The organism is Planotetraspora mira (assembly GCF_016863275.1).
GTDB lineage: Bacteria > Actinomycetota > Actinomycetes > Streptosporangiales > Streptosporangiaceae > Planotetraspora > Planotetraspora mira.
Genome location: NZ_BOOO01000037.1, coordinates 135,670 through 161,620 on the forward strand (window position 1 = coordinate 135,670; position 25,951 = coordinate 161,620).

General features: G+C 65.4%; 21 protein-coding genes and 1 pseudogene. 15 read left to right on the forward strand and 7 right to left on the reverse strand.

All coding sequences use genetic code 11. The annotated features are described in order from the left end of the window. Positions 1-1,363 precede the first annotated feature (1,363 nt). Positions 1,364-5,308: a glycosyl hydrolase 2 galactose-binding domain-containing protein gene (locus Pmi06nite_RS31745; protein ID WP_203956847.1), complete on the forward strand. Its 3,945-nt coding sequence runs from the start codon at positions 1,364-1,366 to the stop codon at positions 5,306-5,308. A 520-nt stretch (positions 5,309-5,828) separates the two neighbouring features. Here the strand turns inward: Pmi06nite_RS31745 and Pmi06nite_RS31750 are convergent. Then, a complete protein-coding gene (locus Pmi06nite_RS31750) occupies positions 5,829-6,044 on the reverse strand; it encodes a hypothetical protein (RefSeq protein WP_203956848.1) in 216 nt (71 codons plus the stop codon). Positions 6,045-6,123: 79 nt separating this feature from the next. Between Pmi06nite_RS31750 and Pmi06nite_RS31755 the strand changes: the two genes are divergently transcribed. From Pmi06nite_RS31755 to Pmi06nite_RS31770, 4 genes are all read left to right on the forward strand, one after another. Beyond that, positions 6,124-6,558: an enoyl-CoA hydratase-related protein gene (locus tag Pmi06nite_RS31755; protein WP_275409624.1), complete on the forward strand. Its 435-nt coding sequence runs from the start codon at positions 6,124-6,126 to the stop codon at positions 6,556-6,558. Positions 6,559-7,101: 543 nt separating this feature from the next. Then, the gene (locus tag Pmi06nite_RS31760) at positions 7,102-7,902 is read left to right on the forward strand and encodes an SDR family NAD(P)-dependent oxidoreductase (protein WP_239114334.1); all 801 of its coding nucleotides are present in this window, start codon (positions 7,102-7,104) and stop codon (positions 7,900-7,902) included. A 56-nt stretch (positions 7,903-7,958) separates the two neighbouring features. Further along, a complete protein-coding gene (locus Pmi06nite_RS31765) occupies positions 7,959-8,462 on the forward strand; it encodes a 2,4'-dihydroxyacetophenone dioxygenase family protein (protein ID WP_203956849.1) in 504 nt (167 codons plus the stop codon). A gap of 58 nt (positions 8,463-8,520) precedes the next feature. After that, a complete protein-coding gene (locus Pmi06nite_RS31770) occupies positions 8,521-9,504 on the forward strand; it encodes a LysR family transcriptional regulator (RefSeq protein ID WP_203956850.1) in 984 nt (327 codons plus the stop codon). A gap of 14 nt (positions 9,505-9,518) precedes the next feature. Here Pmi06nite_RS31770 and Pmi06nite_RS31775 read toward each other — a convergent pair whose 3' ends face one another. Beyond that, complete coding sequence (locus tag Pmi06nite_RS31775) at positions 9,519-10,562, reverse strand: alcohol dehydrogenase catalytic domain-containing protein (RefSeq protein WP_203956851.1); 1,044 nt, start codon at positions 10,560-10,562, stop codon at positions 9,519-9,521. Between the two features lie 281 nt (positions 10,563-10,843). Between Pmi06nite_RS31775 and Pmi06nite_RS31780 the strand changes: the two genes are divergently transcribed. The 6 genes from Pmi06nite_RS31780 to Pmi06nite_RS31805 all read left to right on the forward strand — a co-directional run bounded on the left by Pmi06nite_RS31780 (position 10,844) and on the right by Pmi06nite_RS31805 (position 17,309). Further along, positions 10,844-12,199 carry an ABC transporter substrate-binding protein gene (locus tag Pmi06nite_RS31780; RefSeq protein WP_203956852.1) on the forward strand — a complete coding sequence of 452 codons (1,356 nt, stop codon included), beginning with the start codon at positions 10,844-10,846 and terminating at the stop codon, positions 12,197-12,199. Positions 12,200-12,261: 62 nt separating this feature from the next. Further along, entirely contained in the window at positions 12,262-13,125 is an 864-nt protein-coding gene (locus Pmi06nite_RS31785; RefSeq protein WP_203956853.1) for a carbohydrate ABC transporter permease, read from the forward strand. A gap of 80 nt (positions 13,126-13,205) precedes the next feature. Then, the gene (locus Pmi06nite_RS31790) at positions 13,206-14,033 is read left to right on the forward strand and encodes a carbohydrate ABC transporter permease (RefSeq protein WP_203956854.1); all 828 of its coding nucleotides are present in this window, start codon (positions 13,206-13,208) and stop codon (positions 14,031-14,033) included. Positions 14,034-14,059: 26 nt separating this feature from the next. Next, entirely contained in the window at positions 14,060-14,887 is an 828-nt protein-coding gene (locus Pmi06nite_RS31795) for a VOC family protein (RefSeq protein ID WP_203956855.1), read from the forward strand. After that, positions 14,884-15,843 (forward strand): aldo/keto reductase, encoded by a 960-nt coding sequence (locus Pmi06nite_RS31800; RefSeq protein ID WP_203956856.1) that lies wholly within the window; start codon positions 14,884-14,886, stop codon positions 15,841-15,843. Before Pmi06nite_RS31795 ends, Pmi06nite_RS31800 begins: the two co-directional genes overlap by 4 nt. Before the next feature lie 47 nt (positions 15,844-15,890). Then, positions 15,891-17,309 carry a GH1 family beta-glucosidase gene (locus Pmi06nite_RS31805; protein WP_203956857.1) on the forward strand — a complete coding sequence of 473 codons (1,419 nt, stop codon included), beginning with the start codon at positions 15,891-15,893 and terminating at the stop codon, positions 17,307-17,309. A 31-nt stretch (positions 17,310-17,340) separates the two neighbouring features. On the opposite strand, the gene Pmi06nite_RS31810 is transcribed toward Pmi06nite_RS31805, so the two are convergent. Continuing rightward, positions 17,341-17,613, reverse strand: coding sequence for a hypothetical protein (locus tag Pmi06nite_RS31810; protein ID WP_203956858.1), 273 nt, complete (start codon positions 17,611-17,613; stop codon positions 17,341-17,343). Beyond that, positions 17,570-17,899, reverse strand: a pseudogene (locus tag Pmi06nite_RS43050) (LysR substrate-binding domain-containing protein); the annotation flags it as partial. The gene Pmi06nite_RS31810 and the pseudogene Pmi06nite_RS43050, both read right to left, overlap by 44 nt. Here Pmi06nite_RS43050 and Pmi06nite_RS31820 point away from each other — a divergent pair. The 4 genes from Pmi06nite_RS31820 (at position 17,893) to Pmi06nite_RS31835 (ending at position 22,275) form a co-directional block, all read left to right on the forward strand. Continuing rightward, positions 17,893-18,339 (forward strand): hypothetical protein, encoded by a 447-nt coding sequence (locus Pmi06nite_RS31820; protein WP_275409620.1) that lies wholly within the window; start codon positions 17,893-17,895, stop codon positions 18,337-18,339. The pseudogene Pmi06nite_RS43050 and the gene Pmi06nite_RS31820 sit on opposite strands and share 7 nt — an antisense overlap. A 1,031-nt stretch (positions 18,340-19,370) precedes the next feature. Then, on the forward strand, positions 19,371-19,613 hold the full coding sequence (locus Pmi06nite_RS31825; RefSeq protein WP_203956860.1) for a helix-turn-helix transcriptional regulator: 243 nt from the start codon (positions 19,371-19,373) through the stop codon (positions 19,611-19,613). A 446-nt stretch (positions 19,614-20,059) separates the two neighbouring features. Then, positions 20,060-21,571 carry a hypothetical protein gene (locus tag Pmi06nite_RS31830; RefSeq protein ID WP_203956861.1) on the forward strand — a complete coding sequence of 504 codons (1,512 nt, stop codon included), beginning with the start codon at positions 20,060-20,062 and terminating at the stop codon, positions 21,569-21,571. Continuing rightward, positions 21,568-22,275, forward strand: a complete 708-nt coding sequence (locus Pmi06nite_RS31835; RefSeq protein WP_203956862.1) for a hypothetical protein — start codon at positions 21,568-21,570, stop codon at positions 22,273-22,275. The genes Pmi06nite_RS31830 and Pmi06nite_RS31835 overlap by 4 nt, the downstream gene beginning before the upstream one ends. Positions 22,276-22,305: 30 nt before the next feature. Here the strand turns inward: Pmi06nite_RS31835 and Pmi06nite_RS31840 are convergent, their stop codons facing one another. Genes Pmi06nite_RS31840 through Pmi06nite_RS31850 form a run of 3 tightly spaced genes read right to left on the reverse strand, consistent with a single transcriptional unit; the run spans position 22,306 to position 25,939 of the window. Next, positions 22,306-23,409, reverse strand: coding sequence for a hypothetical protein (locus Pmi06nite_RS31840; protein WP_203956863.1), 1,104 nt, complete (start codon positions 23,407-23,409; stop codon positions 22,306-22,308). Further along, the gene (locus Pmi06nite_RS31845) at positions 23,406-24,359 is read right to left on the reverse strand and encodes a hypothetical protein (RefSeq protein WP_203956864.1); all 954 of its coding nucleotides are present in this window, start codon (positions 24,357-24,359) and stop codon (positions 23,406-23,408) included. The genes Pmi06nite_RS31840 and Pmi06nite_RS31845 overlap by 4 nt, the downstream gene beginning before the upstream one ends. Then, positions 24,356-25,939, reverse strand: a complete 1,584-nt coding sequence (locus Pmi06nite_RS31850; RefSeq protein ID WP_203956865.1) for a hypothetical protein — start codon at positions 25,937-25,939, stop codon at positions 24,356-24,358. The genes Pmi06nite_RS31845 and Pmi06nite_RS31850 overlap by 4 nt, the downstream gene beginning before the upstream one ends. Positions 25,940-25,951 lie beyond the last annotated feature (12 nt).

Sequence of the window (25,951 nt, forward strand, 5' to 3'; positions counted from 1 at the left end):
TTGTTCACTAGGCGACAGCTCACGCAGCGTCGGGCCAGTCCGAACACCGTCGCCGCCTACCGGGACACGTGGCGGCTCCTCACCCGCGGATCGCCTGAGCGATGCAACCTGGTCGCGGTGCCGCGTGCCAGGTAAAACGGCTGACGACGGTACGCGGGTTCACGACCACCTGCGCGGCATCGACCCGGCCACCGAGGTGCCTCCGGCCGATCCGATCCGCCCGGGCCACGCCGGGCAACCCCTACCTCTCCCGCATCGAGGAACTCCTGCGCCATGCTGCTGATGTGCCGGAACTCGGCATCGCGGTCTTGGTGCTGGTCGCCTTCCTTCGTCTTGAACACCGACTACAGCCGGTACCGCCTGCTCCAGCAACCTGGCCACGGTCTTCTTACTCACCGGAAACCTTCGCGACCAGGCCTTTCGACAACTGGGCCAACGGCTTCGTCGTCCACCGCAACGGCGAACACCGATCACCCGCGTTTCCGGCGACACCGACGCCTCCACGTCGCCGACTGGTCTGCTCCACGGCCGGCCGACCAGCACCGATCGCCCGGACCGCACATCCATCCCGGCCCCGGCCCGGATCGCGGCCACGCCCGACGGCACCGTCGTCCGCGACGCACCAGACATCCTGGCCATCAACGCGATCCCACCCCGCCCCAACGCCTCGGCCTCCGCACCCAAGACCAGCCGGCACTGACGCTCGTTCAGATGCGGACGCAATACAGCCAGCCTCTCAGCCAACACCTCGTCGGTAACTATCACCACGAACCGACAAGGAAACGACCATAAAGACCGACGGACCAACCAAATCAGCGCTGAGCCCTAATCCCAACAACGACACCGGTCCCTGTGCCTCCTCGGATCCACCAGGGCCTCCGACGCCGCCGGCTGCGGGTCGGCCTGCACCCAAATTTCTTGCGACCACCCGGGCACTACTTGACGGCCCATACTCGGTCGGGGAAGCTTCCTGCTGTGATTGACAACGTTGTCCGCGAGCGGGGCGGCCGTCGTTGCGATGCGCGTGTCGAGTCACCGAGGCGGACTCCTCTCCACCGGCGGCCGATCGACAGGGTGTCGGTGGGCACCCTGTCGATGTGTGGTGCGGTGGCGGCTGGGCCGCCGAACGTCCGTCTCGCCGACCCCCGGGCCCCGTGAGGCGTCCGTCGGCGGAGTGCGCGCTCGCGAGCGTCGCCTTCGGGAGTAGCGGCGACCCGATTGCCGATATCGGTGCGGCGGTAGTAGGGCGTGATGTCGTTGGCAGGTCGAAGTCAGCCGCCGGTTTCCTACTACACGTGGGCAGGGCCGACTTTCTGAACAAGTTTCTAGCTGACAAGCAATCCAGCGTAGAGAAGAGCAGTTGATGACACGTTTTTCTCGGCGGCAGGTTCTTACCGTCGCGGGGCTCACAGTGGGCGTGGGCGTGGCGGAGTTGGGCGGATTCACGTCGTCGGCCTCAGCTTCTCCGTCCGGCTCCCAAATCCTCTCTCCTGAAGACCATCGAAATGTCAAAGGCCACCGAAACATCGCGCTGCGTCGCGCAGTCCTGCAGTCGAGCTATGCCGCCGGCAACTTCAACAACGTCGGCCACCTGACGACGGACGGTCTCTTCACCGATCCGACGGCTACGCCCGTGGCGAGGCCAGTGGTAACGGCGTCGAGCGCCGACGGGGCCAACCTGGCGGTCTACGGCTTCGACTACCACCTGAACGGCCAGTACTGGCAGTCTACGGGCACGCTCAGCACGTCCAATCCGCAGTGGCTCGCCATCGATCTGCTCTCGCCGACATCGCTGCGGTCCTACCGAGTGCAGCCGGAATACAATCCTTTGGGGAACAGCAACGGCCTCGCCCAGAACTACCCCACCGCGTGGGAGTTCCAGGGGTCTCATGACGGCGCCGCCTGGACGACTCTCGACAGCCGCACCGGCATGACCGGGCTCGACCAGCTTCCCAGCCAAGGAAGAACCTTCCCGCTCAGCGGCGCCAACTACCAGAACTACCGCATCCTGGTGACTGCTGCCTCGGCCACGACCGTCCGCATCGCCGAGCTCTACCTGTTTGGCGACGACGGCTACCCGGTAGTGCCCAAGCCCGCGTTCGCCAGTTACTGGCAGTCCTCCACAGCGGCCATACCGCATTCACTGACAGTAGATCTCGGCGCCCCCTCCAACTTCGACACCGTCAAGTTGATGTGGCTGTCCGACACCACTCAGTACGCCACCGACTACCACATCTCGGTGTCGGCCAACGGCACCACCTTCGACACAGTCAAGACCGTCACGGGCGCGTCGGGCTGGAATCAGAGCGTCACCCTTCCCACGCAGAGCGGTAAGCGCTACGTCAAGGTGGAGTTCACCGCGCGGGTCGGCACGGATTACCGCCTTCAAGCGTTCGAAGTCTGGGGCACCAACAACCTCCACTACACCCTCCCGCCGGCACCCGCGGTCCGAGCCGACGAGATCCAGTACCTCACCGGAGGTAGTTGGAAGCTGGCGCGTGCGTTCAATACGAACAGCAGGGGCGAAGAACTTTCGACTCAGGCGGGCGCGGCCACAACCGCAGATTGGCTGCCCGCGACAGTCCCGGGCACCGTACTGATGTCCTTCCTGAAGGCGGGCGCCATCGTCGATCCGGCATTCTCCGACTATCAAACGCAGGTTTCTGATTCCTACTTCACCGACTCTGACTGGTGGTACACCAACACCTTCACCATTGCGGCGTCGCTGCGGGGCAAGCGCACCTGGCTGAACTTCCAAGCCATCAACTGGAAGGCCAACATCTACCTGAATGGCCACCGCCTCGGCACCGAGGCCCGCTCCATCGCAGATGGCGACTACGACCTCGAAGGCGCCTACACACCGGGAAAGTTTGATATCACCCGGTTCGTCAAGTACGGCGGCACCAACTATCTGGCCGTCCTGATCAAGAAGAATGACTACCCCGGCAACGTCTCCCTTCAGACCCTTGCGAATGCCGGCAGCAACGGCGGATACCTGGGCGCCGACAACGCGACGATCGAGGCATCGGTGGGCTGGGACTGGCTCCCGACCATCCGCGGCCGCAACATCGGCATCTACGAGGACGTCTATCTGTCGTGCTCGCAGGACGTCCTCATCGAGAACGCATGGGTGGTCACCGATTTCGAGGACAGTCGCTTCTCCCGCGCGAGACTGACGCCCAAGATGGATCTGACGAATGCTTCCGACATCACGAAGTACGTGCGCGTGTCCGGCACGATCGGCGACATCAAGGTGTCCTCGGACCGCTCATACGCGGTCCCCGCACACTCGACCATCTCGGTCTCACTGCCAACGGTGACCATGCGCGATCCCAAGCTCTGGTGGCCCAATGGGTATGGCGATCAGCCGTTGTACGACACGCGCCTCACAGTGAAGGTCGCCTCCTCGCAGTCCGGGTCCTATGTGGTTTCGGACGAGGCCAACTTCAAGACGGGCATCCGCGAGCTCAGGTTCGCATGGACAGAACAGCCCGACCTGGATGCGTATGACCCCACGCCGGCTCGCAACCCGCACGCCGGGATGAATATCTATGTCAACGGTACCCGCATCGTGGCCAACGGCGGCAACTGGGGTCTGTCCGATCAGAACATGGCCAACACCTCCGAGGATTACGACCTGAAGATGCGGTTGCACAAGGAGGCCAACCTCAACATCGTCCGCAACTGGGTAGGTATGACCGGCAATCCGGCCTTCTACGACGCGGCCGACAAGTACGGGATCATGATCATGGATGACTTCTGGTTGGCCAACCCGTTCGACGGCCCCAACGCCCACAACGAGCAGATGTTCATGGCCAGCGCCATCGCCAAGGTGAAGCGGGTCCGCTCCCATGTGTCCGTTGCGTTCTACTGCGGCCGCAACGAGGGCATCCCGTCGCCCACCTTGGAGCCTCAACTCCGCGCCCTGACCGCAACTGGAACCGGTACGCTCGACCCGACGCGGACGTATGTGTCAAGCTCGGCGAGCCCAGCAGAGGGCATGGACGGCAACGGTCCGTACGGCGTCCGTGACGCGCTCTGGTACTTCGACAACACCCCCGCAGCGTCCGGCTACAACGGCAACGGCAATGGCGCGAAGAACCTGTCGTCCGAACGCGGGCAGCTCAACATACCAACCATCGAGTCGATGCATCGGATGCTGGGTGACGTCATCCCCTGGCCGCCCGTCACCTCCACCCCGGGCGTCGACGTGTGGGGCGTGCACGACTTCACCACGAGCGGTGCTACCGAGGCATCCCGCGAACTAGATCACATCAGTCACACCTACGACCCGAACTGGGTGGCTAACGGCTTTGAGGAGTTCATCAAGACCGCGCAGCTGATGAACTACGACAACCACCGGTCGATGTTCGAGGCCGTGTTCGTCAACGACACCCCAGGCTTGATGCAATGGATGAGCCAGTCCGCCTGGCCGTCGATGGCGTGGCAGACCTACGACTACTACTACGACCTCAACGGCGGATTCTACGGCGAGAAGCTGGCCAATCAGCGCATCAACCCCATCCTCGACATACGCGACCAGACGGTATTCCTCTCCAACGAGTCGAGGAAGAACCTAACGAACGTGACGGTCAAGGCCGAGGTCTACAACCTCAGGGGGGTCAAGGTGGGCGAGGACTCCGTGGTCACCTCGCTTCCGGCCGGCGGGCGCTCCAGCCAGTTCACCCAGGCAGAAAGCATCGCCCAAGGTGGAGTGGCCGTCTCGGATCTGCTGTACAAGCGGGTAGGGCTGCCGTTGCTAACGGTCTCGCCGGTTGAGGGCTTATCGGGCACCCGGTTCGTCCGCACGTCGGTTGTCTCGTCGGACGGCAAGGTGCTCGGGTCCAACTTCTACTGGACCAACCCGGACACCAAGTCGGTCTGGCCCGCGCGCAGCCGCACCAACCGTGGCACCAATGCACCGACCACCTGGACCGACTACACCGACATCCGCACAACTCTCAAGGGCACCGCAGGTGCGCCTGTGGCGCCTGTGGTGGTGACCGCGGAAGTCACGCAGGCGCCCTCGCCGGAACCTGGCTGGGCGGCCCTGACGGTGAAGCTCACCAACACCGGCGACCTGCCGGCAATGCAGATCCGCATCAAGGGGCTCGATGAGAAGGATGAACAGATCCTGCCATTCATCGCCGACGATAACTACATCACCCTGATGCCGGGCGAGTCCCGCACCCTTCGTGCGCAGTACAAGGTGGCCACTCGCAAGGCCCACTCGACCTTTGTCGGTATCGACGGCTTCAACGTGGCCGACGGCAAAGCCGCGCTAGCGCATCGTAACCGCGACCGGTAGAGAGGACGGCTGACCGACCGCGATGGTACGTCCAGGTCGGTCGCTGTCGCCACAGTACCGGCTTGCCGAGACATCGCGGTCCACCGACGTGACCAGGTCCGTTACGACGATCGGCTGTTCGAGACACTGTGGTGTGTCCAGAACCAGGCGCCGAGGGGCCGGAGTCCAGTACTGCGAAGGCATTTATGTAGCAAATGCCCGCGTCGGCGGTAGTGGCTGACGCGGGCTTGCCTTTGCCCACGGCGGCGGAACCAGGACCGGGCCTGGACCTGCTTCCATGTGTTCGTCAACGACACGAGTCGAAGGCGAGGAGCAGTCGTCGGATCTGGGTACGGTTGGTGCGATCATCATGTCCGCGGCTGGGTCGGTTCTCTTTTGCTACCCTCACCAGAGAGCTTGCGCCGTGGTGCGCAATGGTTGTGCCTTTCACCAGGTGATGGTGCGGTCGGGGCGAGGGCGCTGTCCGGTCGGTGTCCCTGCCCCGCGTTGGGGTGCTGAAGGTGAGGGAGCAATCAATAGCTCAAGCCGTGAGAAGGCAAGTGTTCAGGTAGGGGTTGTGGAACTTGCCGATGGGGTCGTACTTCGCGGCGAGAGCGACGAAGTCGGGAACCATCGGGTACGCCTCGCGAAGGGTGGCGGCGTCGATCGTCGATGCAGTACCGCTGGCGATGATGAAGCACCACCACAGCGGGAAGATTGATCCCAGCAGGATCGCGGCCAGGAAGCCGTAGCTCATCCAGCCCGGTCTCAAAGAACTCGCCCGGGACCGTCGACGCGTCCGTGTACGTGCCGCGGTCGTATCCGCCTCTCCCGAGATCAAGCTCGGCTGGATCGGCGGAGGCGGCATGGCTGCCTTCCTCACCCACAGCATCGGTCCCTCCAATGCGGCGATGATGATCTACACCGGCGACCCGATTGATGCCCGGCAAGCGCTGGCGTGGGGACTGGTGTCTGCGCTCTACCCGGCTGAAGAACTCCTGCCGTTGCTGCGCCCGGTCATCGCGACCGCCACCATCCTCATCTGCCTGTACGTCTGGAACGACATCTTTTACTCGTTCTTCGTACTCGGAGGCGGGACCTACACAACGCTCCCCTTGAACCTCTACTCGGTGGCCAGTAGCAACCTTTACCAGAACAACTGGAACCTCGTCTTCGCCTACGTCGTGCTCATGAGCCTCCCACTGATCGTCATCTTCGTCGTCGCACAGCGGAGGATCATCGCCGGAATCACGGGCGGCGCCGTGAAATGAGCGGTCGCCTTAAATCGTGGGACAACGCTTCTCAGTTCAGACGCACACGTCCTTCTTGACGGTGGGATCAGCAAGGGGTGGACGCCGGCTACTTGAGCCTCTGTCGACCGCTGAGGCCCGGCATCCGCTATCGCTGCACGGGCAAGGCAGCGCGCTCCACCGGTGCGCCATGCGAGCACGTTGAATGCACCAAGACCTGGAGAGAGTTCACCGACTTCGACGCCGACAGTCGCGCCTACCCCCCAGCACGCTCCGCCTTGGACGGTCATGACGCCAATCCCTCCAGGCGCCTACGCTCTCGGGCGTAACTGGCGACCCTCAACGTGGTGGGCTGGAACCACATCGCTCGTCGGGGCAGGACCCCGAGACTCTTCGTTTTATCAACATAGTTCCATCGCAATGCGGGCCACAGTAATTCAAGGCGAAGCGGATACCACGCCGAATCGAATGACCGCCATCCTGGTCCCGCATGATCGGCAATACGTCGCCGTCTCGGCGGTTAAATCGGAGCGTCCTAGCATCTCCGGCCTTTGAAGGACGACCGTGAGCAAGCAGAGCAAGCACGTTCCCATGGTGTCCGAAGCGATGGGCTCTGCCGCCAAGCGCCAGGATGCCGCCCCGTCAGACGGGCTGGGATCGGACACGGTCCGTACTGTCGTCGTCATCGGTGGCACCAGCGGGATCGGTACGGCGATAGCGGAGCGGTTCGCCGGGTCAGGCGCCCGCGTGATCGCGGCAGGGTTGCGAGCCGCCGACGCCCCGGCCTCGCTGGGAAATGTCGCGCGTGCCGTCGAACTGGATATCACACACGGTAACGATCTGGAGGATTTCATCACAAGCCTTCCCGAGTTGGATGTCCTGGTGAACGCCGCCGGAGTCATTCACCGTGGTGACGAGTATCAGCCTGAGGTCTTCGCGCGGGTGGTCGAGGTCAACCTCACGGGCACGATGCGCGCCTGTATCGGTGCCAAGCCCTTGCTGCGTCGTGGCGGGGGCTGCATCGTCAATGTGGCGTCGATGCTGAGCTTCTTCGGCGGACCACTGGTGCCGGCGTACACATCCAGCAAGGGCGGCGTGTTACAGCTCACCAAGGCGCTGGCCGTCGCCTGGGCGTCGGAGGGCATCAGGGTGAACGCTGTGGCCCCCGGGTGGATCCGCACCGGTCTCACCGCCGAGTTGCATCAGAACGCCGATGCGTCCCAGCGCATCATTGACCGCACTCCGATGGGCCGCTGGGGTGAGCCAGCCGATGTGGCAGGTGCTGTCGCGTTCCTGTGCGGGCCCGACGCCGGATTCATCACTGGTGTTGTCCTGCCCGTCGACGGGGGCTATCTCGCCGCCTGATACCTGCTTGTCCCTTCTGGGGCACACGCTGCGCCGACCGAGGAAAGGTGGAAATCATGTTCAGCGCCAAAGGCCCCGTTATCGCGGTGTTCGGGGACGTCCCACTGGAGATCGCTGTCGCGGCGCTTCCGGATGACGAGCGGATCTGGGTGCCCCAGGCCCCTAACGTGTGGTTTCGCCCTCTGATGTTCAACACGATCACCGGCCAGTGGTGCAATCTGCTCAAGGTGACCGCATCCGGCATCGTCTCCCGACACCGGCATCCCGGCGCCGTCTTCGGCTATGTGATCAAGGGTAAGTGGCACTATTACGAACACCCGTGGGTCGCCGAGGCCGGTCATTTCGTGTACGAGCCGCCGGGAGAGATCCACACCTTGTCCGTGCCAGACGACTGCACAGAGATGATCACTTTCTTCAACATCTCCGGTGCCATGGTCTACGTCGACGAGGCCGGCGCTCAGATCGGTTTCGAGGACACTTTTACCAAGATCGACATGTGTCGAGCGCACTACGAGAAAGTTGGTCTCGGCGCCGATTACGTGCGTCAGTTCATCCGCTGACCCCGCGCCAGAAAGTAGTTCGAGGGTGGGGGTCGATTGCGGGTTAGGCTCGTGCCCGATGGACATCAGGAGCGTCTACCACTATCGGATCGAGTGGATCGTCAGCTTCGTCGCGGTCGCTCACTACGGCGGGTTTTCCGCAGCCGCCAAGTCCCTCTACCGCTCACAGCCGCGTGTGAGCAGCCACATCGCCGACTTCGAACGGGAACTAGGTACCAAACTCCTCGACCGTTCCGTGCACCCGGCTGTGCTCACCCCCGAAGGACGTGCACTCCTGCCGCACGCGGAGGAGGTCCTTCGCCGTCTGAACATGTTGACCGACCTGACCGGGGGTGTCGTGCGTGGGGACGTGCGGCTGGGCGCCTACCCCAGCGCCGCCGCGTACCTGTACCCCCTTGCCGTACGGGCCCTGCAACGCTCCCATCCGCAGGCGCGACTGGTGCTGCGCGAGGGGCCTAGCGTCGCGCTCGGCAGCGCCCTCATCAGCGGCGACGTGGACCTCGCGATCCGGCCGTTGCTGCCACTGATCAACGCTGACCAGGTCGCCCATCGGATCCTGTGGCGCGAACCGCTGGTCGCGGTGTTCCGTGAGGACCATCCCCTTGCCCGATCACGCGTCGTGTGGCTCAGCCAGATCGCGGCGCTACCGGTGATCAGCATCGGCGAGAGCGACGAGGGATACGGCCGGCAGTACGAGACCAATTTCGCCTTCGCCAACGCCGGCCTCACACCGACGATCACGGCGCAAACCAATCAGCCGCAGACACTGATCTCCCTGGTCCGCCACGGCCTGGGCACCGGCGTCACCAATAGCCTGGCCATGACCACCGCCAACATCGAGGGGGTCCGGCTCGTGCCGATCGCCGACCCGCACTGCGAGCGGGTGGTCGCGTTGTGGTGGCGGAGCGACGAGGTCAGGTCGCCTGCGGTCGACGCGGTACGCGAGACGATCGGACCGCTCCCCTCACCTCAGTGGCCCTGGAGTGACGAGTCGCCCCCGTCGCCGCCTTCCGATCAGCGCCGGAGTCAGGGACACCGCTGAGGCCTCAGCGGCGTTCAGGGCGCGTCGTTCACCTTCACGAGGATCTTCGCGTGTCGGTCACGCTCGGGGCCGACGAGGACGTCGAACCCATGGGTGACGGTGTCGGCGAGGGCGATGCGAGAGGTCACGATCCGCTCCGCCCGCTCGCTGTGAGCGGCGAGGATCTCCATGGCTGGGACCATATCGGTGTCGGCGAGGTGTGACATGCTCCCGACGATTCGGATCTCGCGCAGCGCCACGTCGGCGAGGTCGAGACTACTGGGACCGCCGGGCAATCCGACGATCACCACGACGCCGCCGGGTTCGGCGAGCCGTATAGCCGTGTCACCCGCGACCGCCGCGCCGGAGCACTCGATCACGATCGGCGCTTGGAGGCCGGAGGTGCGGGCGTCGGTTACCTCGCGCGCCTCGAAACCCAGGTCGGCGGCATGCCGGATCCGCTCCTTGGCGATGTCCAGCACGGTGACAGTGTTGCCATCCGCATCGAGCACGGTAGCGGTGGCCAGGCCGATGGTGCCGGCGCCGATCACCACGCATGGCCTGCCGGTCGGCCGGCCTGCCCGCCGTACGGCCCGCATGGCCACGGCGAACGGCTCCGCGAGTGCGGTCGCCTCGGCGCTCATACCGGGGAGCGCGGGCACGGCCATCGCAGCTGGAACGGTGAGGAGGTCGGCCAGCCCGCCGTCGGCGGACTGGCCCAGATGGCCGAGAGTCAGGCAGAGGTGAAAGTCCTTGCGCGTGCACGGAGAACAGGCACCGCACGGCAGCAGCGCGTTAAGGGCGACGAGATCGCCCACAACCAGCCCGGTCACGTCGTCGCCGACCGACTCGACCCATCCGGAGATCTCATGCCCCATGGTTAGCGGTGCCGATCGCCCGGTGACCGGATGCGGACGTATCGAGACGTGCACCGGCCCGAAGCGGTATTCGTGCACGTCCGTGCCGCACAGCCCGCACCAGGCGACGCGGACCCGGACCTCGCCCGCACCCGGGGACGCCGGTGGCGCGACCTCCTCGACTCGGACGTCACCCGCGCCGTGCCAGCGAACGGCTCGCATGTGGCCGACCTTCCTCGTTCATACGGCGGACCTGCCCCAGTGAATCGGGTGGCGCCCGGCCTTCATGAGTGTAGGTGCCCCGCCGACGAGGCGAACGTGATGCGAGAGCGGTTCGAATAGCTCCGATACGCCGCAGAAATGTTTCGTTGACGTCCCTGTCACGCCGGTATGGACTGCCGTTTCAACATCCCTCATCGTTTCTTCGTCTCATGACATCGGCTCTCGGGGGCGAGACCGGCCGACACCGCGGTCAATCGATCATCCAAGGGAAGGACGCCGCCATGGTCCAGGGATCCCCCGGTAGCGCCGAGACATCGCCCAGCAGACCTGTCGCCGCCGTGAGCCGGCGAAACCTCCTGCGCACAAGTCTGCTCGGCGCCGCCGCGCTCGCGGCGCCCGGTCTGCTCAGCGCCTGCGACGCCGACACATCCACAGGAGGCGGCACCACCGCCGGAGGCAAGGCCAGGGTGCGTCTGTGGCACTGGTACAGCCAGCAGCGCGATCAGTGGGGGCCGCTGATCCAGGAGTTCCAGGCAGCGCACCCGAACATCGTCGTGGAGAACCGACTGTTCGGCGACCCAGACTCCTATCTGCCCGCGCTGCAGGGAGCGGTCGCGGCGAACGACCCGCCGGAGATCTTCGCGCCACACGTGCTCGCCATCGAGTACGGCAAGGCCGGCGTCTCCGCGGACCTGCACGCCGAGCTGGGTCCGGACTTCCTGAAGGACTTCTTCCAGTCCGCCAACGACGAGTACACCGACAACGGCAAGCAGTACGCGCTCGGGTGGATGGCGCAGACATTCGGCATCTTCTACGATCCGGACATCTTTGCCCGGGCCAAGGCCGATGTGCCGGAGACATGGGACGACCTTCTAGCGGTAGCCGCCAAGATGAAGGATGCAGGTGTGCTCCCCTGCGTGCTGTCCAATAATCCGGGCAGCAACGGACTGGACTTCTTCCTGCCCTTGGTCACCCAGGCGTCCGACGATCCGCGACTGGTGCTCGACATCGACCAGCAGCGCAACGGCGCCAAGTGGGACCACCCCAAGGTCATAGAGGCGCTGACCAAGCTCGACGAGCTGATCAAAGGTGGTGCGTTCGCCCCCAACTCCAACGGGATCACCACCCCACAGGGCGAAACGATGCTCTACACGGGCAAGGCGGCGATGCTCTTCATGGGCTCGTGGGTGCCGCAGGACTTCATCCAGAACGCCCCCAAGGAATTCGTTCAGCGCTACAAGGTCATGCAAACCCCCGCATGGGTTGACGGCAAGCGACACTGGTGCGCCAATCAGGCGGGAGCCGGCTTCGCCGTGAGCCAGAACAGCAAGAACAAGGACGCGGCGCTGGAGTTCGTGAAGTTCATGTATGAGCCGTCCCGATATTCGAAGATCATGAACGACTCGGCCAGTATGCCGTCCACCCAGTCGGCAGGCAGTCAGGTAACCGACCCGATCCTCAAAGAGATGACGTCCTGGCTGCTCAACGGTGACGGGGCTCCGCACATCCTGTTCGGCAAGGGCTCGTCCGCGTCGGCCGCCAACGCGGTGGCCGCACTGATCGGCGGTCAGGCGACCCCGGACCAGACCGCGGCGAAGATCCAGGCCGATGTCGTACGTGCCAGAGGCGGCAACTGATCATGTCGATCGTCCGCGCCGCCGGACCTGGAGCGGTTCTCCGGCCACGGAGCCGAGAAGCCGTGATCGGCTACATCTTCATCGCCCCGATCGTCGCCTTCTTCGCGGTCTTCGTCGGCTATCCCTTCCTGCGCTCGCTCTACCTGAGCCTGTCGGAGTGGTCCGGCTTCGGCGAGCCGAGGTTCGTCGGACTGGACAACTTCCAGTTCATGGTCGGCGACCCGGTTTTCTGGAAGGCCGTGGGCACCACGTTCATGTTCACGGCCGCCACGACGATCCTGCAGACGGTCCTGCCGCTGCTGCTCGCCGTGCTCATGAACTGCCGGTGGCGCGGAACGGTGATCTACCGGACATTGTTGTTCGTCCCGGCCGTGATCTCGTTCGTCGTCACCGGCGTGCTCTGGCAGCTCATCTACGAGCCGAACCTCGGCACGCTGAACGAGGCGCTGCGGACCGTCGGCCTGGACGGGCTCGCCCAGCCATGGCTGGCCGACCCGCATCTCGTCGTGCCGGCGCTCATTGTGGTGTCGCTGTGGCAGTCCGCAGGCCTGTACATGCTGATCTTCCTCGCCGGCCTGCAGGGCATCGACCCGACGCTGTACGAGGCCGCGCGCATCGACGGCGCGGGACCGGTTCAGCAGTTCCGGCGAGTGACCGTACCGACGCTTCGCACGGTGACAGGCGTGGTGGTGCTGCTCAACCTGATCAACGGGTTCAAGACGTTCGACCTGATCTACGTCATGACCGGAGGTGGTCCCAACCGGGCCTCCGAAGTGCTCGGCACCTATCTGTACGGCCTGGCCTTCGGCAACGAGTCCGGCGGCACCCCGTCTTTCGGGTACGCCACCGCAATCAGCATGGTGATCTTCGTACTCTGCATGATCGTGACGCTCGCCCAGCTGCGGATCTCACGGAGGGCCTCGTGACGACAGCCGACACACAGGTCCCCGCGGGCCGAGCCCGTCCCCGTTCCCGTCCAGGACCGGCATGGCATAGCGCCTCCACGATGCGCACGAGACGGAGGATCTGGCGATCCACCGGCTACCTGCTGCTCATCGCGATCTCCGCGGCGACCGTCTTCCCGTTCGTGTGGATGGTGCTGACCTCGGTACGCCGAAGGGACACCGTCTTCGGCGGCGGGATCATCCCCGACGAGATCACCTTCGACGCCTACCAGCGGTCATGGTCTCAGCTCGACTACCCGTCGCACTTCCTCACCACGCTGGTGATCACCACGATCACCGTGGCGGTCGTGGTCGCGCTGGCCACGCTCGGGGGGTACGCATTCGCGAAACTGCGCTTCCCGTTCAGGAACCTGCTCTACGTAATCCTGCTCAGCACCCTCATGCTGCCCGTGACGGCGATCATTCTGCCGCTGTTCCTGCAACTGCGTTCGCTGCACCTGCTGGGCACCCGACAGGGCCTGATCCTTGTGTACATCGGTACGTCGCTGCCGTTCGCGATGTTCCTCATGCGCGCCTTCTTCACGACTCTGCCCGACGAGCTGATCCAGGCGGCCCGCGCGGACGGTGCGGGCGAGTTCACGATCTTCCGTAAGATCATGCTGCCGCTCGCCGCGCCCGGGGTGGCGACCGTGGTCATCTTCCAATTCATGACCACCTGGAACGAGTTCCTCTACGCCCAGACGTTCCTTCAAAATCCGGACTACCTCCCATTACAGCCCGTGCTCTACACCATCGTCGGACAGTACTCGACCGACTGGCCGCTGATGTGCGCGTCGCTGACCATGTCGGTGCTGCCCATCGTGCTCGTCTACATGCGGATGCAACGCCGATTCGTCGCCGGCCTGACCCTGGGGGCGGTCAAGTCATGACCGCCCGACCTGACGAAGGGAAACACGTGCCCGATCACCCCATCGGCATCCACCACGTCGAAATCGGAGTCGGCGACCTGGACCGCTCGCTCGACTTCTACCAAGGCCTCCTCGGTCTTCAGCGGGCCGAGGTCCCGGAACCGCCCGGCGTCCGCTGGCTGTCAGCCGGCTCCGCGCTGCTCAAACTGGTCGAGACCGTTTCCGGCGACCTCGGCGGCTGGATCAACGACGACCTGCAGCGCGGCATCCGGCACGTCGGATTCACCGTCGGCGACGTCGACCTCCAAGCAGACAGGATCCGCGACGCCGGAATCCCCTTCACCCTGCCCCCGCTCGACGCCGTCGGCGGCGTACGCCTGGCTTTCTTCCAAGACCCGGACGGGACACACCTCGAAATCATCGACAAGCATCTGCAATATCACAAGGTGTCCTCGCCAGAACTCGCCGACCGTGAACGCGCCGCCGCTGAAGCTCGTCCCCGGACCGCGGGACCGTCCTTCGGTCATGTCGCGGTGACCGTTGACGACCTCGACGCGACACTGGCGTTCTACCGCGACACCCTCGGATACCAGGTGATCGGGCAGATCTCGCAGAACCAGGATCCCCGCGGATTCCTGCTGACCTACCTGCAGGCGGGCGAGTCCGTGCTCGAAGTGTTCACGTTCACCGCACCCACGACGCCCAGCCCCTGGGCACCGGAGGCGAACCGGCACGGCTTCCGCCACATCGCCATCGCCGTCGACGACGTCGACAAAGCGAGAGCACGACTCGTTGCTGCCGGTGCGCGCGAGACCGTCGATGGCCTGCTCGTCGATGCCGACGGCATTCCCCTCCGCCCTGTGGACGGCCGATGACGCCTCCGGTCGCTCCGTTGTCCCGGCAGCCGCTAGGCAGCACCGGCCTTGACGTCACCCCGGTCTGCATCGGCGGTGGTCCCCTCGGGAGCATGCCAGAGAATTTCGGCTACGAGGTGAGCTCCGAGCGTGGGATCGAGACCGCAGCGGCAGCGCTTACCGGGCCCTTTAACTTCCTCGACACCGCGGCTGGCTACAGCGGCGGAGACAGTGAGCGTCGTATCGGCGCGGCTCTGGCCCGGGTCGGCGGGCTGCCGGACGGTTTCGTTCTCGCCACCAAAGTCGACCGTGACGGCGCGACCGGGGACTTCTCCGCCGACCAGGTGCGCCGCTCGGCGGAAGGTAGCCTGCGCAGGCTCGGCATCGACCGGCTGCAGCTTGTCTACCTGCACGACCCGGAGCACATCACCTTCGAAGAGGGCATGGCGCGTGGTGGCCCTGTCGAGGAACTCCTGAAACTCAAGGACGAAGGCGTCATAGGCCATCTCGGCGTGGCCGGCGGGCCGGTAGAGCTCATGGCCCGGTACCTACGCACCGGCGTGTTCGAAGTGCTGATCACGCACAACAGATGGACCTTGGCCGACCGGTCGGCCGGCGACCTGCTCGACGAAGCGAAAGCGCTCGGTGTGGGCACCGTCAACGGGGCCCCTTTCGGTGGCGGCATCCTCGCGAAAGGCACCGCGCGTTCCGCCAAGTACGCCTACCAGAAGGCCGGTGAGGAGGTGCTGGACCGCATCCGGGCGATGGAGGCGGCCTGCGCCGAGCATGGGGTCCCGCTTGCGGCCGCTGCGCTGCAGTTCTCCATGCGCGACCCGCGCGTCACCTCGACGATAGTCGGCATCTCCAGGCCTGAGCGGATCGCGGAAACGGCCCGGCTCGCCGCTTGGGAGATACCTCCAGAGCTATGGGAGGTCCTCGAATCAATGGCCGTACCCGCCGCGTCTTGGCAGTGGTGACCGTGGCGTACCTCCCCCTCTTGCGACAACGTCAAAGGAGCTGACATATGACAGATATCGAGATCACCGGTGGACCGGCTGCCGCCGTTCATGATGAACCCGTGCGTTTCCCCGCGGGCTTCGTCTGGGGGGCCGCCAGCGCCAGCTATCAGATCGAGGGTGCGATCAGCGAGGACGGGCGGGGCCCCTCTATATGGGACACCTTCGCGCATACCCCCGGCGCAATCTTCGGTGGTGACACCGGAGACGTCGCCTGTGACCACTACCACCGCTACCGCGAGGATGTAGGGCTGCTCGCCGACCTGGGAGCAACCCACTATCGCTTCTCCCTGGCCTGGCCTCGGCTGCAACCGGGCGGGCGCGGGCCGCTGAACACCGCGGGCCTCGGCTTCTACGACCGGCTGATCGACGAACTGCTCGAGCGAAACGTCCAGCCATGGGTCACCCTGTATCACTGGGACCTGCCCCAGGAACTGGAGGACGCGGGCGGGTGGCCCGCACGCGACACCGCTCACCGATTCGCCGAGTACGCCGAACTCGTATATGTCCGGCTCGGAGACCGGATAGCGGACTGGACCACGCTCAACGAGCCGTGGTGTTCGGCTTACCTGGGATACGCCGGCGGGGTGCACGCGCCTGGGCGCCGGGATCCGGCCGACGCCGTACGCGCGGCCCACCATCTGATGCTCGGCCACGGCCTGGCCGTCCAGGCAATGCGCGCCCACGACGCAAGCAAGCGAGTCGGTGTCACGGTCAACCTGTACCCGGTCGACCCGGTCGGCGACTCTGAGGCCGACCAGGACGCGGCACGCCGCATCGACGCACTGATGAACCGGCAGTTCCTCGACCCTGTGCTACGCGGCGCCTATCCCGATGACCTGCTGCGTGACCTAGCAACGGTGAGTAACTTCGCGCACATCCAAGATGGCGACGAGGCCGTGATCGCTCAGCCGCTGGACTTTCTAGGGGTGAACTACTACACAAGGCACGTGGTCCGGGCCAGCGGCGGGCCGCGGCAGGCGCACGACTCGGTCTCGCCCTGGGTGGCCAGCAACGACGTGGAGTTCGTCAGCAGAGGCGTGCCCGCGACAGATATGGGCTGGGAAATCGACCCGCAGGGACTACACGACGTGCTCACCCGGGTGCACCGCGAATACCGCCCGATCCCGCTGTATGTCACGGAGAACGGAGCCGCGTTCACCGACGAGATCGGCCCCGACGGCGTCATCGCCGACCAGCGTCGGGTCGACTATCTCGACAGCCACTTCCGCGTAGCGGCCCGCGCCATCTTGGACGGAGTCGACCTTCGCGGATACTTCGTGTGGTCGCTGACGGACAACTTCGAATGGGCCTGGGGCTACTCGCGCCGCTTCGGCCTAGTGCACATCGACTACGGCACTCAGCAGCGCACGCCCAAGCAGAGCGCCCACTGGTTTGCTCAGGTCACCCGCCGGAACTGCCTTTGACAAACACTTGCGCCGAAGACGCACCATCGCCTTACAAGCCTGCGGCGTTGGCCTCCTGGCTGGCCAGCAGAATTCGCAACGGCGTCGCCGGGCTGCACTCGTAGCCCTTGCGGGCGGTGTCGGCGGACACCTGGAATCGGTTGCGCCATCGCTCTGTCTTCGCCTGTGCACTCAGCACCGCAGCCTGGTTCGCGCCGGCCTCTTCGGCACACAACTCCGCGGCGATGCCGTGAGTGATCGCTGCGCTGTCGTTGTGGAGATCACCGAGAAGGACCGGGTTCCCCGGCCTCGGCCCCGCTCCCACGGGTCGGGAAGCACGACGTCGAATGTCGCGCAGACGAGGTCCGCGAAGGCCGCGCCGGCTGCCGTGAGTGGCCTGTGGGATGGCGCGATGAGCGAAACGCCCACTGCGGCAGGCCGGACACCGGTCGCGACACCAGCTCACGCGACCGGACCAACCCTGACCTGGGCATGATGGCGACGCCGAACCCGGCCCGGACGAGTTCGGCGCACGTCACGATGTCAGCCACCTCGACCATGATCTTCCGTTGCACGCCGGCTTCCCAGAACGCCCGGTCGGAGAGTGCTCGGGCTCCTCGTGGGCCACTCCTACGGCGGCATGGTCATCACCAACGCTGCCGTGGGCAATCCCAATGTCAAGGCCTTGGTCTACGACGACGCCTACATCCCCGCCAAGGGCGAGACCGTATTCCAGATCAACGCCGCCAAGCCCGGTTCATGCGTCACCGCCGACCCATCGACGTTCCTGAATCTGGTGCAGTACCCCGGCTCCGCCCTGGGCGACTACGACGCCTACCTAAGTCAAGCGCGCGGCCGCCCTCATCGGACTCGACCAGGCCAGCTCCTTCAGTGCGCATGGGCTCCGCGCTGGCGGCGCCACCTCCGCGGCCACAGCGGGCGCTCCCATGTCGGCGATCACCGCCACGGCCGGTGGGCAGATGGCTCCCCCGTCGTGGCCGGCTACATCCATTTTCCAATGGCCGGTGTGCCGCTGGACCGGCACACGTGAAGAAAGAGCTGTGCCCCGGTTGCATGCATCGCAGAGGCAGGTCCGGGGCTTATGCCGCCAAGTTTACAGCACCCGCCCGGGGCTGCTGCGGATCTGAAGCGCCGCGGGTCGCGTGGCGTGATGCGATGCCGGTCCGTTCGCAGCCAAGGGTGGTTGTACCGGGTTCTGGACCTTGATCCTCTTCGGGGCCGTGTTCACAATTCGTGATACTGGAACGTCGTGCACTCACCAGAACGCCACGGGCAGCGGCTGTGATGGTGGTCCGCCCAGAGGTCTGCTACCTGGACGCCCCGCATGAATAGGTTTTGTCGGCCATCAGGCGTCTGCTCGGTCTGCGTGGATCGGTGCCCGGCGACGCGCACCTGCCACCTGTAGCGCCTGTGGCCGTGGCGGGTTTCATCACGGGTGTGTCGCTGACACGCGCGTGCCCGGCTCTTACCACCCGCGCCAGGCGCGGGTCCTGATTGCGCCGCCTCGAACATGGCCGTAGGCATCAAGCACGCCGATCCGGGGGAATGCGGCGATGACATGGTGGAACGGGCCGTGGCGGGGCCGCGGTTCGTCTCCTGGTCGTGTGTGAGCACGATCCGGGCTGTTGGGTGGTTGACCTCCCATGCCGATGGTCGGGCTCTCGGGGATTCCAGGATGAGGCTGGCCTCCGCCGCGTCCTTGAGCAGCTGTGTTGCCGCTGATTGCGCACGGAGTTCTTCGGCGAGATTCAGCTGCTTCCCGTGGATGAACTGCAGGACTGAGTGGATCTCTCCGGCGAGTTGAGCAGCGTGCTGCAGGAGCCAGGCGGGGGGCGGCGATCCGGTGGGGGCTGTTTCGGGCGGTGTAAGCCGCTCGCTGGATGCGTTACCGGTAACTGTGATCACGGGCTCTCCTCCCTAGGGCTGCGCTATAGAGGCGTGGGACAAAGGCGGTGCTGAGGCAGCATTGCGGATACTCGTTGCGGGCGTCCGGCCACTTGCCGCGATATGTACCAAACTTGGTACAGACCTTTGAGGATCATGCCCACCAGGTTTGGGTAGGTGCACGCATCGATCCCGCCACGCCTCGCCGAACTGCGAAGACAGTTCGGTCTGCGGCTACGCGAGATACGCGAGGAGCACGATCTGACCCAGGAACGGCTGGGAGAACTGGCTGGCTTGGATCGCAAGACCATCAACCGCATCGAGAACGGGATGTACAGCCCGCGGCTGGACAACGTCTTCCAGATCGCTGATGCCTTGGGCATAGCCGCCTACGAGCTGTTGCAGCGCGCGTCACACTGAGGCGGCGCCCGGCGTCTTAGTTGCTTCCGCCCGCACCCAGTGAGCTCAGGCGCCGGAGACGGGGAGGGTGGGCCAGCGCACAGGAGCGGCATCACGGGCCGGCCTCCATACCCGGGATTGACGCGTCCGTCTGGAGACGCACCGCCTATTCGGTCGCCCAGGCACATGAGTGCCGCGGTCAGCGTGCGACTACGCGTGCGTCTGCGCTTGATACGGTTCCACGCCGAACCCGTCACGATGGCAACCGTGTGTGCGATCTCGACTTGGCCCGATGGAGATATCGCGAATATCGGTCCACAGTCCTGCTCCGCGCCAGTCGCCTTCAGGAGATTACCCAAATAGCTGATCAGCTGAGCGATGCGCCATCAGGATTGGTAAGGAGACCCAAGCACAACTGTGCCTCGACTATGCCGAGCACACGGGCGGCAGCGATCAGAGGAGCAATTATGTCGTGGGCCAGCGATGAGCACGCTGACCTTCTCTGTGCTGCAAGCGCGCCGCCAGTGACAGTTCTACTGGATCCGCAGGACGAACGGGCTGTCATCGACGCGGCACTGGGGGCGCATGCGCCTCACCTTGGCTGTGTGACGGTGCATCCGACACCAGCGGCGAGTGGAGATCTGGTCCTGGCCCATGATCTGCTGTTCGCCCTGGGGAAGCGGGCGATCCCGCTGACTGTCGAACAGTTGCCGGACTCCTCATCGGCTTGGGCGGCCGTGGCCACCTGGATACGTATCGCCCAAATCACGATGTTGGTCGTGCTGCGGGCTCATCTGCTGAGCGCTCGATGCTGGCGGCTGTTACTCGAGTTGCGCTCAGCGACCGGCGTGCACTTGGTCTTGGTGCATCATCGCCGTAACATCGCGACGGCGCTACGCGGCCAGTTGACAGGCGTTGACTACCGCATCAGCCTCGACCCCGGCAGCGAACTGCCGGCGCCTCCCACTGCCAGAGCTGCGACCGGACCCACCGACCCGCGCGGCGGCACGGAGGTGGGCGGCGCTTTCGATCAGCATGACCAACGAGTTGCCGCCTTGCCCCACACGGTAGCCACATCTCTGCCCTGGTATCGCGCCGATGCCTACCGTCGATTGAGCGCCGCTGAGTTCGCCCGGGTCGATGCCGAGTATCGGCATGGCCTCCAGGCCGCTTGTCAGTGGCTGCGTCGCCACACCCCCTCGTCCCCGGCGCAGATTCTTCCTCACGGCATCACCACCGGCCTGTTCGACGATCTCACTCTGGCCGACCATGTTCTGGGACGGCTGCCCGCGATGGCGCTGCCGGCGCTGAACGGCTCTCCTGGCTGCTATCCCTACCCGACGGAGGACCTTGCTGGACTACAAGGGTTCTTATCCGGGCTAGTGGCGGACGCGCCCACCCCCGGCCACGCGGTGGCCCGCATCCGCGGCGCCCAGGCAGCATTTCTCCGCCACGGGTTGCTGCTGAGCCCGCCCGAAGATTTGACTACAGCACACGGCCCTGGCCTTGGCGTGCAAGGGTTCACTCACCTGGTGGCCGACCAGATCCGCCGCCAGATAGCTCACCCCGGGGTGGCCGCCGCTCTTACTCTCGCCCTGATCACAGGAGCACCCGCGAGTGTTGTGGCCCAGCTGAGCATCCAGGCAATGGACGATGAAGCCGGCACCGTGACGGTGGGCCGCGACCGCTTCGGCATCCCCCGTCATGGGCGCGATCTGGTCGTGGCTGCCAAACTCTTCGGCCGCCTGGCGCCTGTGCGAGCCGGTCAGCGCCTGGTAAAGGTCATCGGCCGCGACGGAGTCGGACTCGAGGCGGCCGCTGACGTGTGCGGCGTGCGGTTGGAAGGCGACGCCTTCGGTCGGCACGTCCACCGCCCCTGGCATGTTCTCACCGGCTGCTGGCGGGTAGGCCGATCGCTTCACGACCGCGACGGCGACAGCGGCCTGTGTCTTGCGGCAGATCAACAAGGACACCTATGACCTCGCCCGCTGTCTACACGCTCGACCTCGCGCTGATCGAGGCGCGCGCCGCCGAGCTGGGCTGGGACAGCACCACCTTCGTGGCCGAAATCGGCGTCCATCCCCGTGAGCTGCATCGTGTGCTGCGCCCCGACCGCGTCACCCTCACGTGGCTGTGCGAGATTGCCAAACCTCTCGGGCTGCATCCGGCCGATCTGATCGCCGCTGTCCCGGCTGCAACAAGCGGACACGCTGCAGATGCCGACATACTTGAAGCACTGCTCGCCCCGCGTGCCCGACCCCGCCCAGTGTCGGTTGATACGTTGTCGATCGTGCTGCACTGGCCCGTGGATCGGGTCGTGACCGCCATGGATGCGCTCGCCCAGCGCCTGCAAAATAGCCCCTTCGCGTTGCTCCGTGAGCAGGACGGCTACCTCATCGCCAGCCGCTTTCCCAGCCCGTACGCCGCCAGCGCCTTACCCGCCATCCGCGCGCGAGCCAATCCACTTACCGCGGAAGACACCGTGCCCCTCATGGCGGCCCTGCATCAGGTGGGCCTGCTGATGCCGGAAGATGATCAGTCGTTGGAGGCCGCTGGTGTCGATCCGGTCATCTCCTCCTCCGTGCACCCCGACCTGCTATTCGCACTGTTGCTCACAGATGCACCCGCACCCTCCCGGCCCGACGGCACCAAGCCCGGAAATGGCCACGGTGGAGTTGCCTAATGGACCGCAATACGGCCATCCCGGCACCCACTATGGCGGCTCTGCTGCACTGACAGCCGTGCAACCACCACCATGGCTTTTGATCGTCAAGGCGCCCCGACGCTGCGGAGCAACGGCGGGCTCCCCGCCGTCGTCTCCGTAAGCATTTGTCGTGCCGGGCAAGGGCCGGTCCGCTTCGGTGTGCCCAGTAGGGCATGGCGTGAGGCTAGCGCGGCAGGGCAGACCGCACTCAGCCGACAAGCGCGCCAAGATGTTGATCACCTCCATGTCCGTCAGGCGCTGTTCGGGCGACAACCGGCGCGGCGCAGTGGCAAACAGCGGGCCGGACAACTGCTCAAGAGGCAGATGCTGGCGGGCCGCACGATGCGTGAGGTAGCGCAGCAGTAGGCATGCCGGCTGGGCGGTCAGCGGCAACCGGCCACCTTCATAATCGCCATGCCAGGCAACGCTTCGGTGCGGTGCCTGTTTGGTCTCTGGCGTCCATTGCAGGTCAGCCAGATCAAGGTCCAACAGCGGCGGGGGTGCGATGGCGGTGTGAAACCAGATAGCCACCAGCGCGGCGTCACGCCAATTCCTTTCGCTCCATGCCGTCTCATCGCCGTGCGTCAATGCGCGCCACTCGGCATAGTCGACAAGCGCCGCGCTAGCTGAGACGCAATGGGCGCCTGTCAGGTCAAGCGTCGGGGCGGCAGGAGCGCAGCGCAGGTCAATGGCGGGATGGCGAGTGCACAGGCCGCCGTGGTACAGACGGGAGTACCAGGAACGCAGTGTGGCAAGAGCGCTGGAGACGGCCATCGGCGTCCGGTCGGGTGCCAGCGAGTCCAGCCATCGGATGACGTCCCACACCTGTGGATCCAGGGGATGCACGCCTTCACGTTCACAGTGATGTAGCCAGGAGCGTAGCTGTCGCAACTGGTCCGCACGGAGAACAGGGCTCTTGTTTCCCAGCCACGCTGCGGTGGCCGCCAGTGTCTCATCCAGAGCTAGTCCAGAGTGACGGTCACATGCCACCAAACGCACGCGGAACCGGCCGTCTGATGCGATGGTTTGCAGGATCCTGCGGACCTCTTCCGCATTGTCCAAGACAGCGGCGGCGTCCGATTGGTAGGCCCGCTTGGGCAGATACGGCGTCATGGTCGTTCCCGGGAGGCTGGCCAGATGCTGCGACGTGCCGGATGCCGCTGCACTAAATAGGAGAGGATCCGCAGTCCGTCTCTGAAGAACCGGATGAGCTCCCACTGCCAGACGACCTTGATGGAGCGCAGCTCACCGGCCACGCTGTGGCAAGGGGCCCGAAACTGCGACACGGGCGTGCTCTGGACGGCGGTCGTTGGCGCCTTCCTGGGAACGGGCATCGGCCTCTCGTTCAGGTCGAAGGCGAACATGACATCGGGGTGCAGGGTGAGCCTGATGCGTCGGTTCTCATCCTGGTGCGGGCTGGTGTCATCGGTGTTTGCATCGGCAGTGGCGATGCCGCGTTGCTTGAGGAGCGCGTGACAGGCGGGAGACAGAGTCACGGGCTGCCAGGAGGACGGGCGCTGGTGCCGCCGCACGGCGGCGACGAGTATCCCTGCCTCGCGCGTCGACACCTCGCCGCGACGGTTCAGTTGCCGGGCGGCCAGGCGACGAGCCACCTGCCCTGATAGCGCGTGTTGCTCCGGTTGCAGCATCACCAAGTCTCCGGCGCGCTCCAGGTGGTGGCCGCTGCCAGTCAAGACACGGTCCAGCGTCTGCTCTGCGGCGTGACATTGATGGGCGTCCCAGCCGAAGGCGTCCGTGATGTCCGCATCGGTCAGCGGGCCGAACGCGGCCAATGCCACATGTAGCGCTCGCGCGTCGGCATAGGGCTGCAGCAGCGCGGTTGGAGTGAACTGACCCGGGTTGTTGCCAGCTACACAGTGCCTCGCCGGCATATTCAGCATGATCTGCAAAGTGATCATCTGGGTGGCGGTCAGCGAGTCAGCATCGATGGCAGCGGCTTCGGATGCCGGAGGCGGACCGATGATGGCCGCCACTGCTGCGGCGAATTCACCGTCACCCCGTTCATGAGCGCGTCGCCAGAGCCGGCTGGCGTCGATGTTCACGGCTCCCTCCGCGAGCGACTACGGCGCGGCCGCTCGCCAGGACGGCGTGGGTGCGTCGGTTCAGCAACCCAGAAACAGCGGGCCTGCAAGTGCCAGCCCATGCCGGGCTCGACCGGCAGGGGTTGGTCTAGATGTATGTCAGACCATTGTGCGTTGAATTTCAGAGTCCTTGCGCGTGGCCCAATGCCTGCGGCAAGGAAACGCGTATCCGAGCCGCCGCCTTGCACAGTGATGAGCGTGCGGGCGGCGACGAGCAGGTCCCTCCCGCACGCCGGAATGGGATAGTAGATCGTGGTCTCCCCTCGCTGACGCAGAGCTGACCCATCCGGGGCCAGGTCAGCTGCTTGGGCCAGGCTCAGCTCCCAGGCGGTCAGACCTGTGGACAGGTACGCCGCCAAGGCTCCGGCAGCGGCGGGATCGGAGACGTGCGTGCGGATCTGAGCTGCTGTTTCGGGTGTCAGCCGTGTCTGCCTCGTTTCCAGACCGCCTGCCTTGTCCACGTCGGGAGGCAGGTGCAGGTGCACACCGTGCAGCAGCAGCCCGGCCTGGGCGCCGCGCAGCAGCGCGATGGTGTGCTCATCGGAGCTGGCCTCCGCGATGAGAGCGAGGATGAAGCTGACGACCGCACCCTGATCCGGCCATGAGCGTGGCAGGTCGGAGGCCGTCGCCGGAAGCAGACCGATGGTGTGCTCCTCATCGTCAGCGTCGACGGGTTCGCCACTACGTGTCCGGGTGGCGGGAGATCCTGGAACGGCATGGCCGCCACGGGCACGAGTCTCAGCGTTGTCCGTGCCGGAACGCTCACCTTGATCAGGCACCTCAAGGGACTGGCCGACCATTGCGTTCATCGGTGTGCCGGAAGACGGGCCAACGTGCGAGCCGGCGCTTCTGAATGCGGGATGGGCAGACAAGAACCTGCATGCGGAGTCCATTGCCGAGGCATACAGCAGATCGACCCAGGCGAAGTTTTCGCGACTGAGCTCGCGCCGGGCATCGGCACGGAAGCGGAGCAGGCCGCTTCGGGGCACGCGCGGCAGCGGCTGGTTCATGAGGAGGTCCAGGTCCCGACGTTTCCAGTCAGGCACGATCGCACTGCACTCCATCGCTGGGGCGGCACACGGTGCGGCCTCGGACTCAGGTCCGGGCGCGAGGGCGTCCTCCAGCGATCGGCCCTGCTCCAGTCGCCGCAATGTGGCCTGCGGGATCAGATCGGACCAGTTCGCCGGTGGGCTAGCGTGCCAGACCAGCGTCAACGCCGCTCCTGACTCGGCGGCCAGGTGGGTGAGCCGCGCCACGACGGCTGCGGTCAGGAGGTGCGTCCGCAGCACCACGAGTCGGCGAATCTTTGCTGCGATCACCCACGCGGTGGCGGAGTGCCAAGCGGCGGCTGCCGCAGACCGGCCGTGGAGCACTACCGTCGGGCTCTTGCCCAACGCGACCAGGATATCCTGCGCGAGCGCGCTAAAGTGCTTGTGGCCCACTGTCGGATGAACGATCAGGACGCCGCGCACCGGGTCGTGAGCGGCCAGGATGGCGTGCGTGAGATGGTAATCATCGTGTGGATCCAGCAGGATCGTCACTGATGTTGTGTC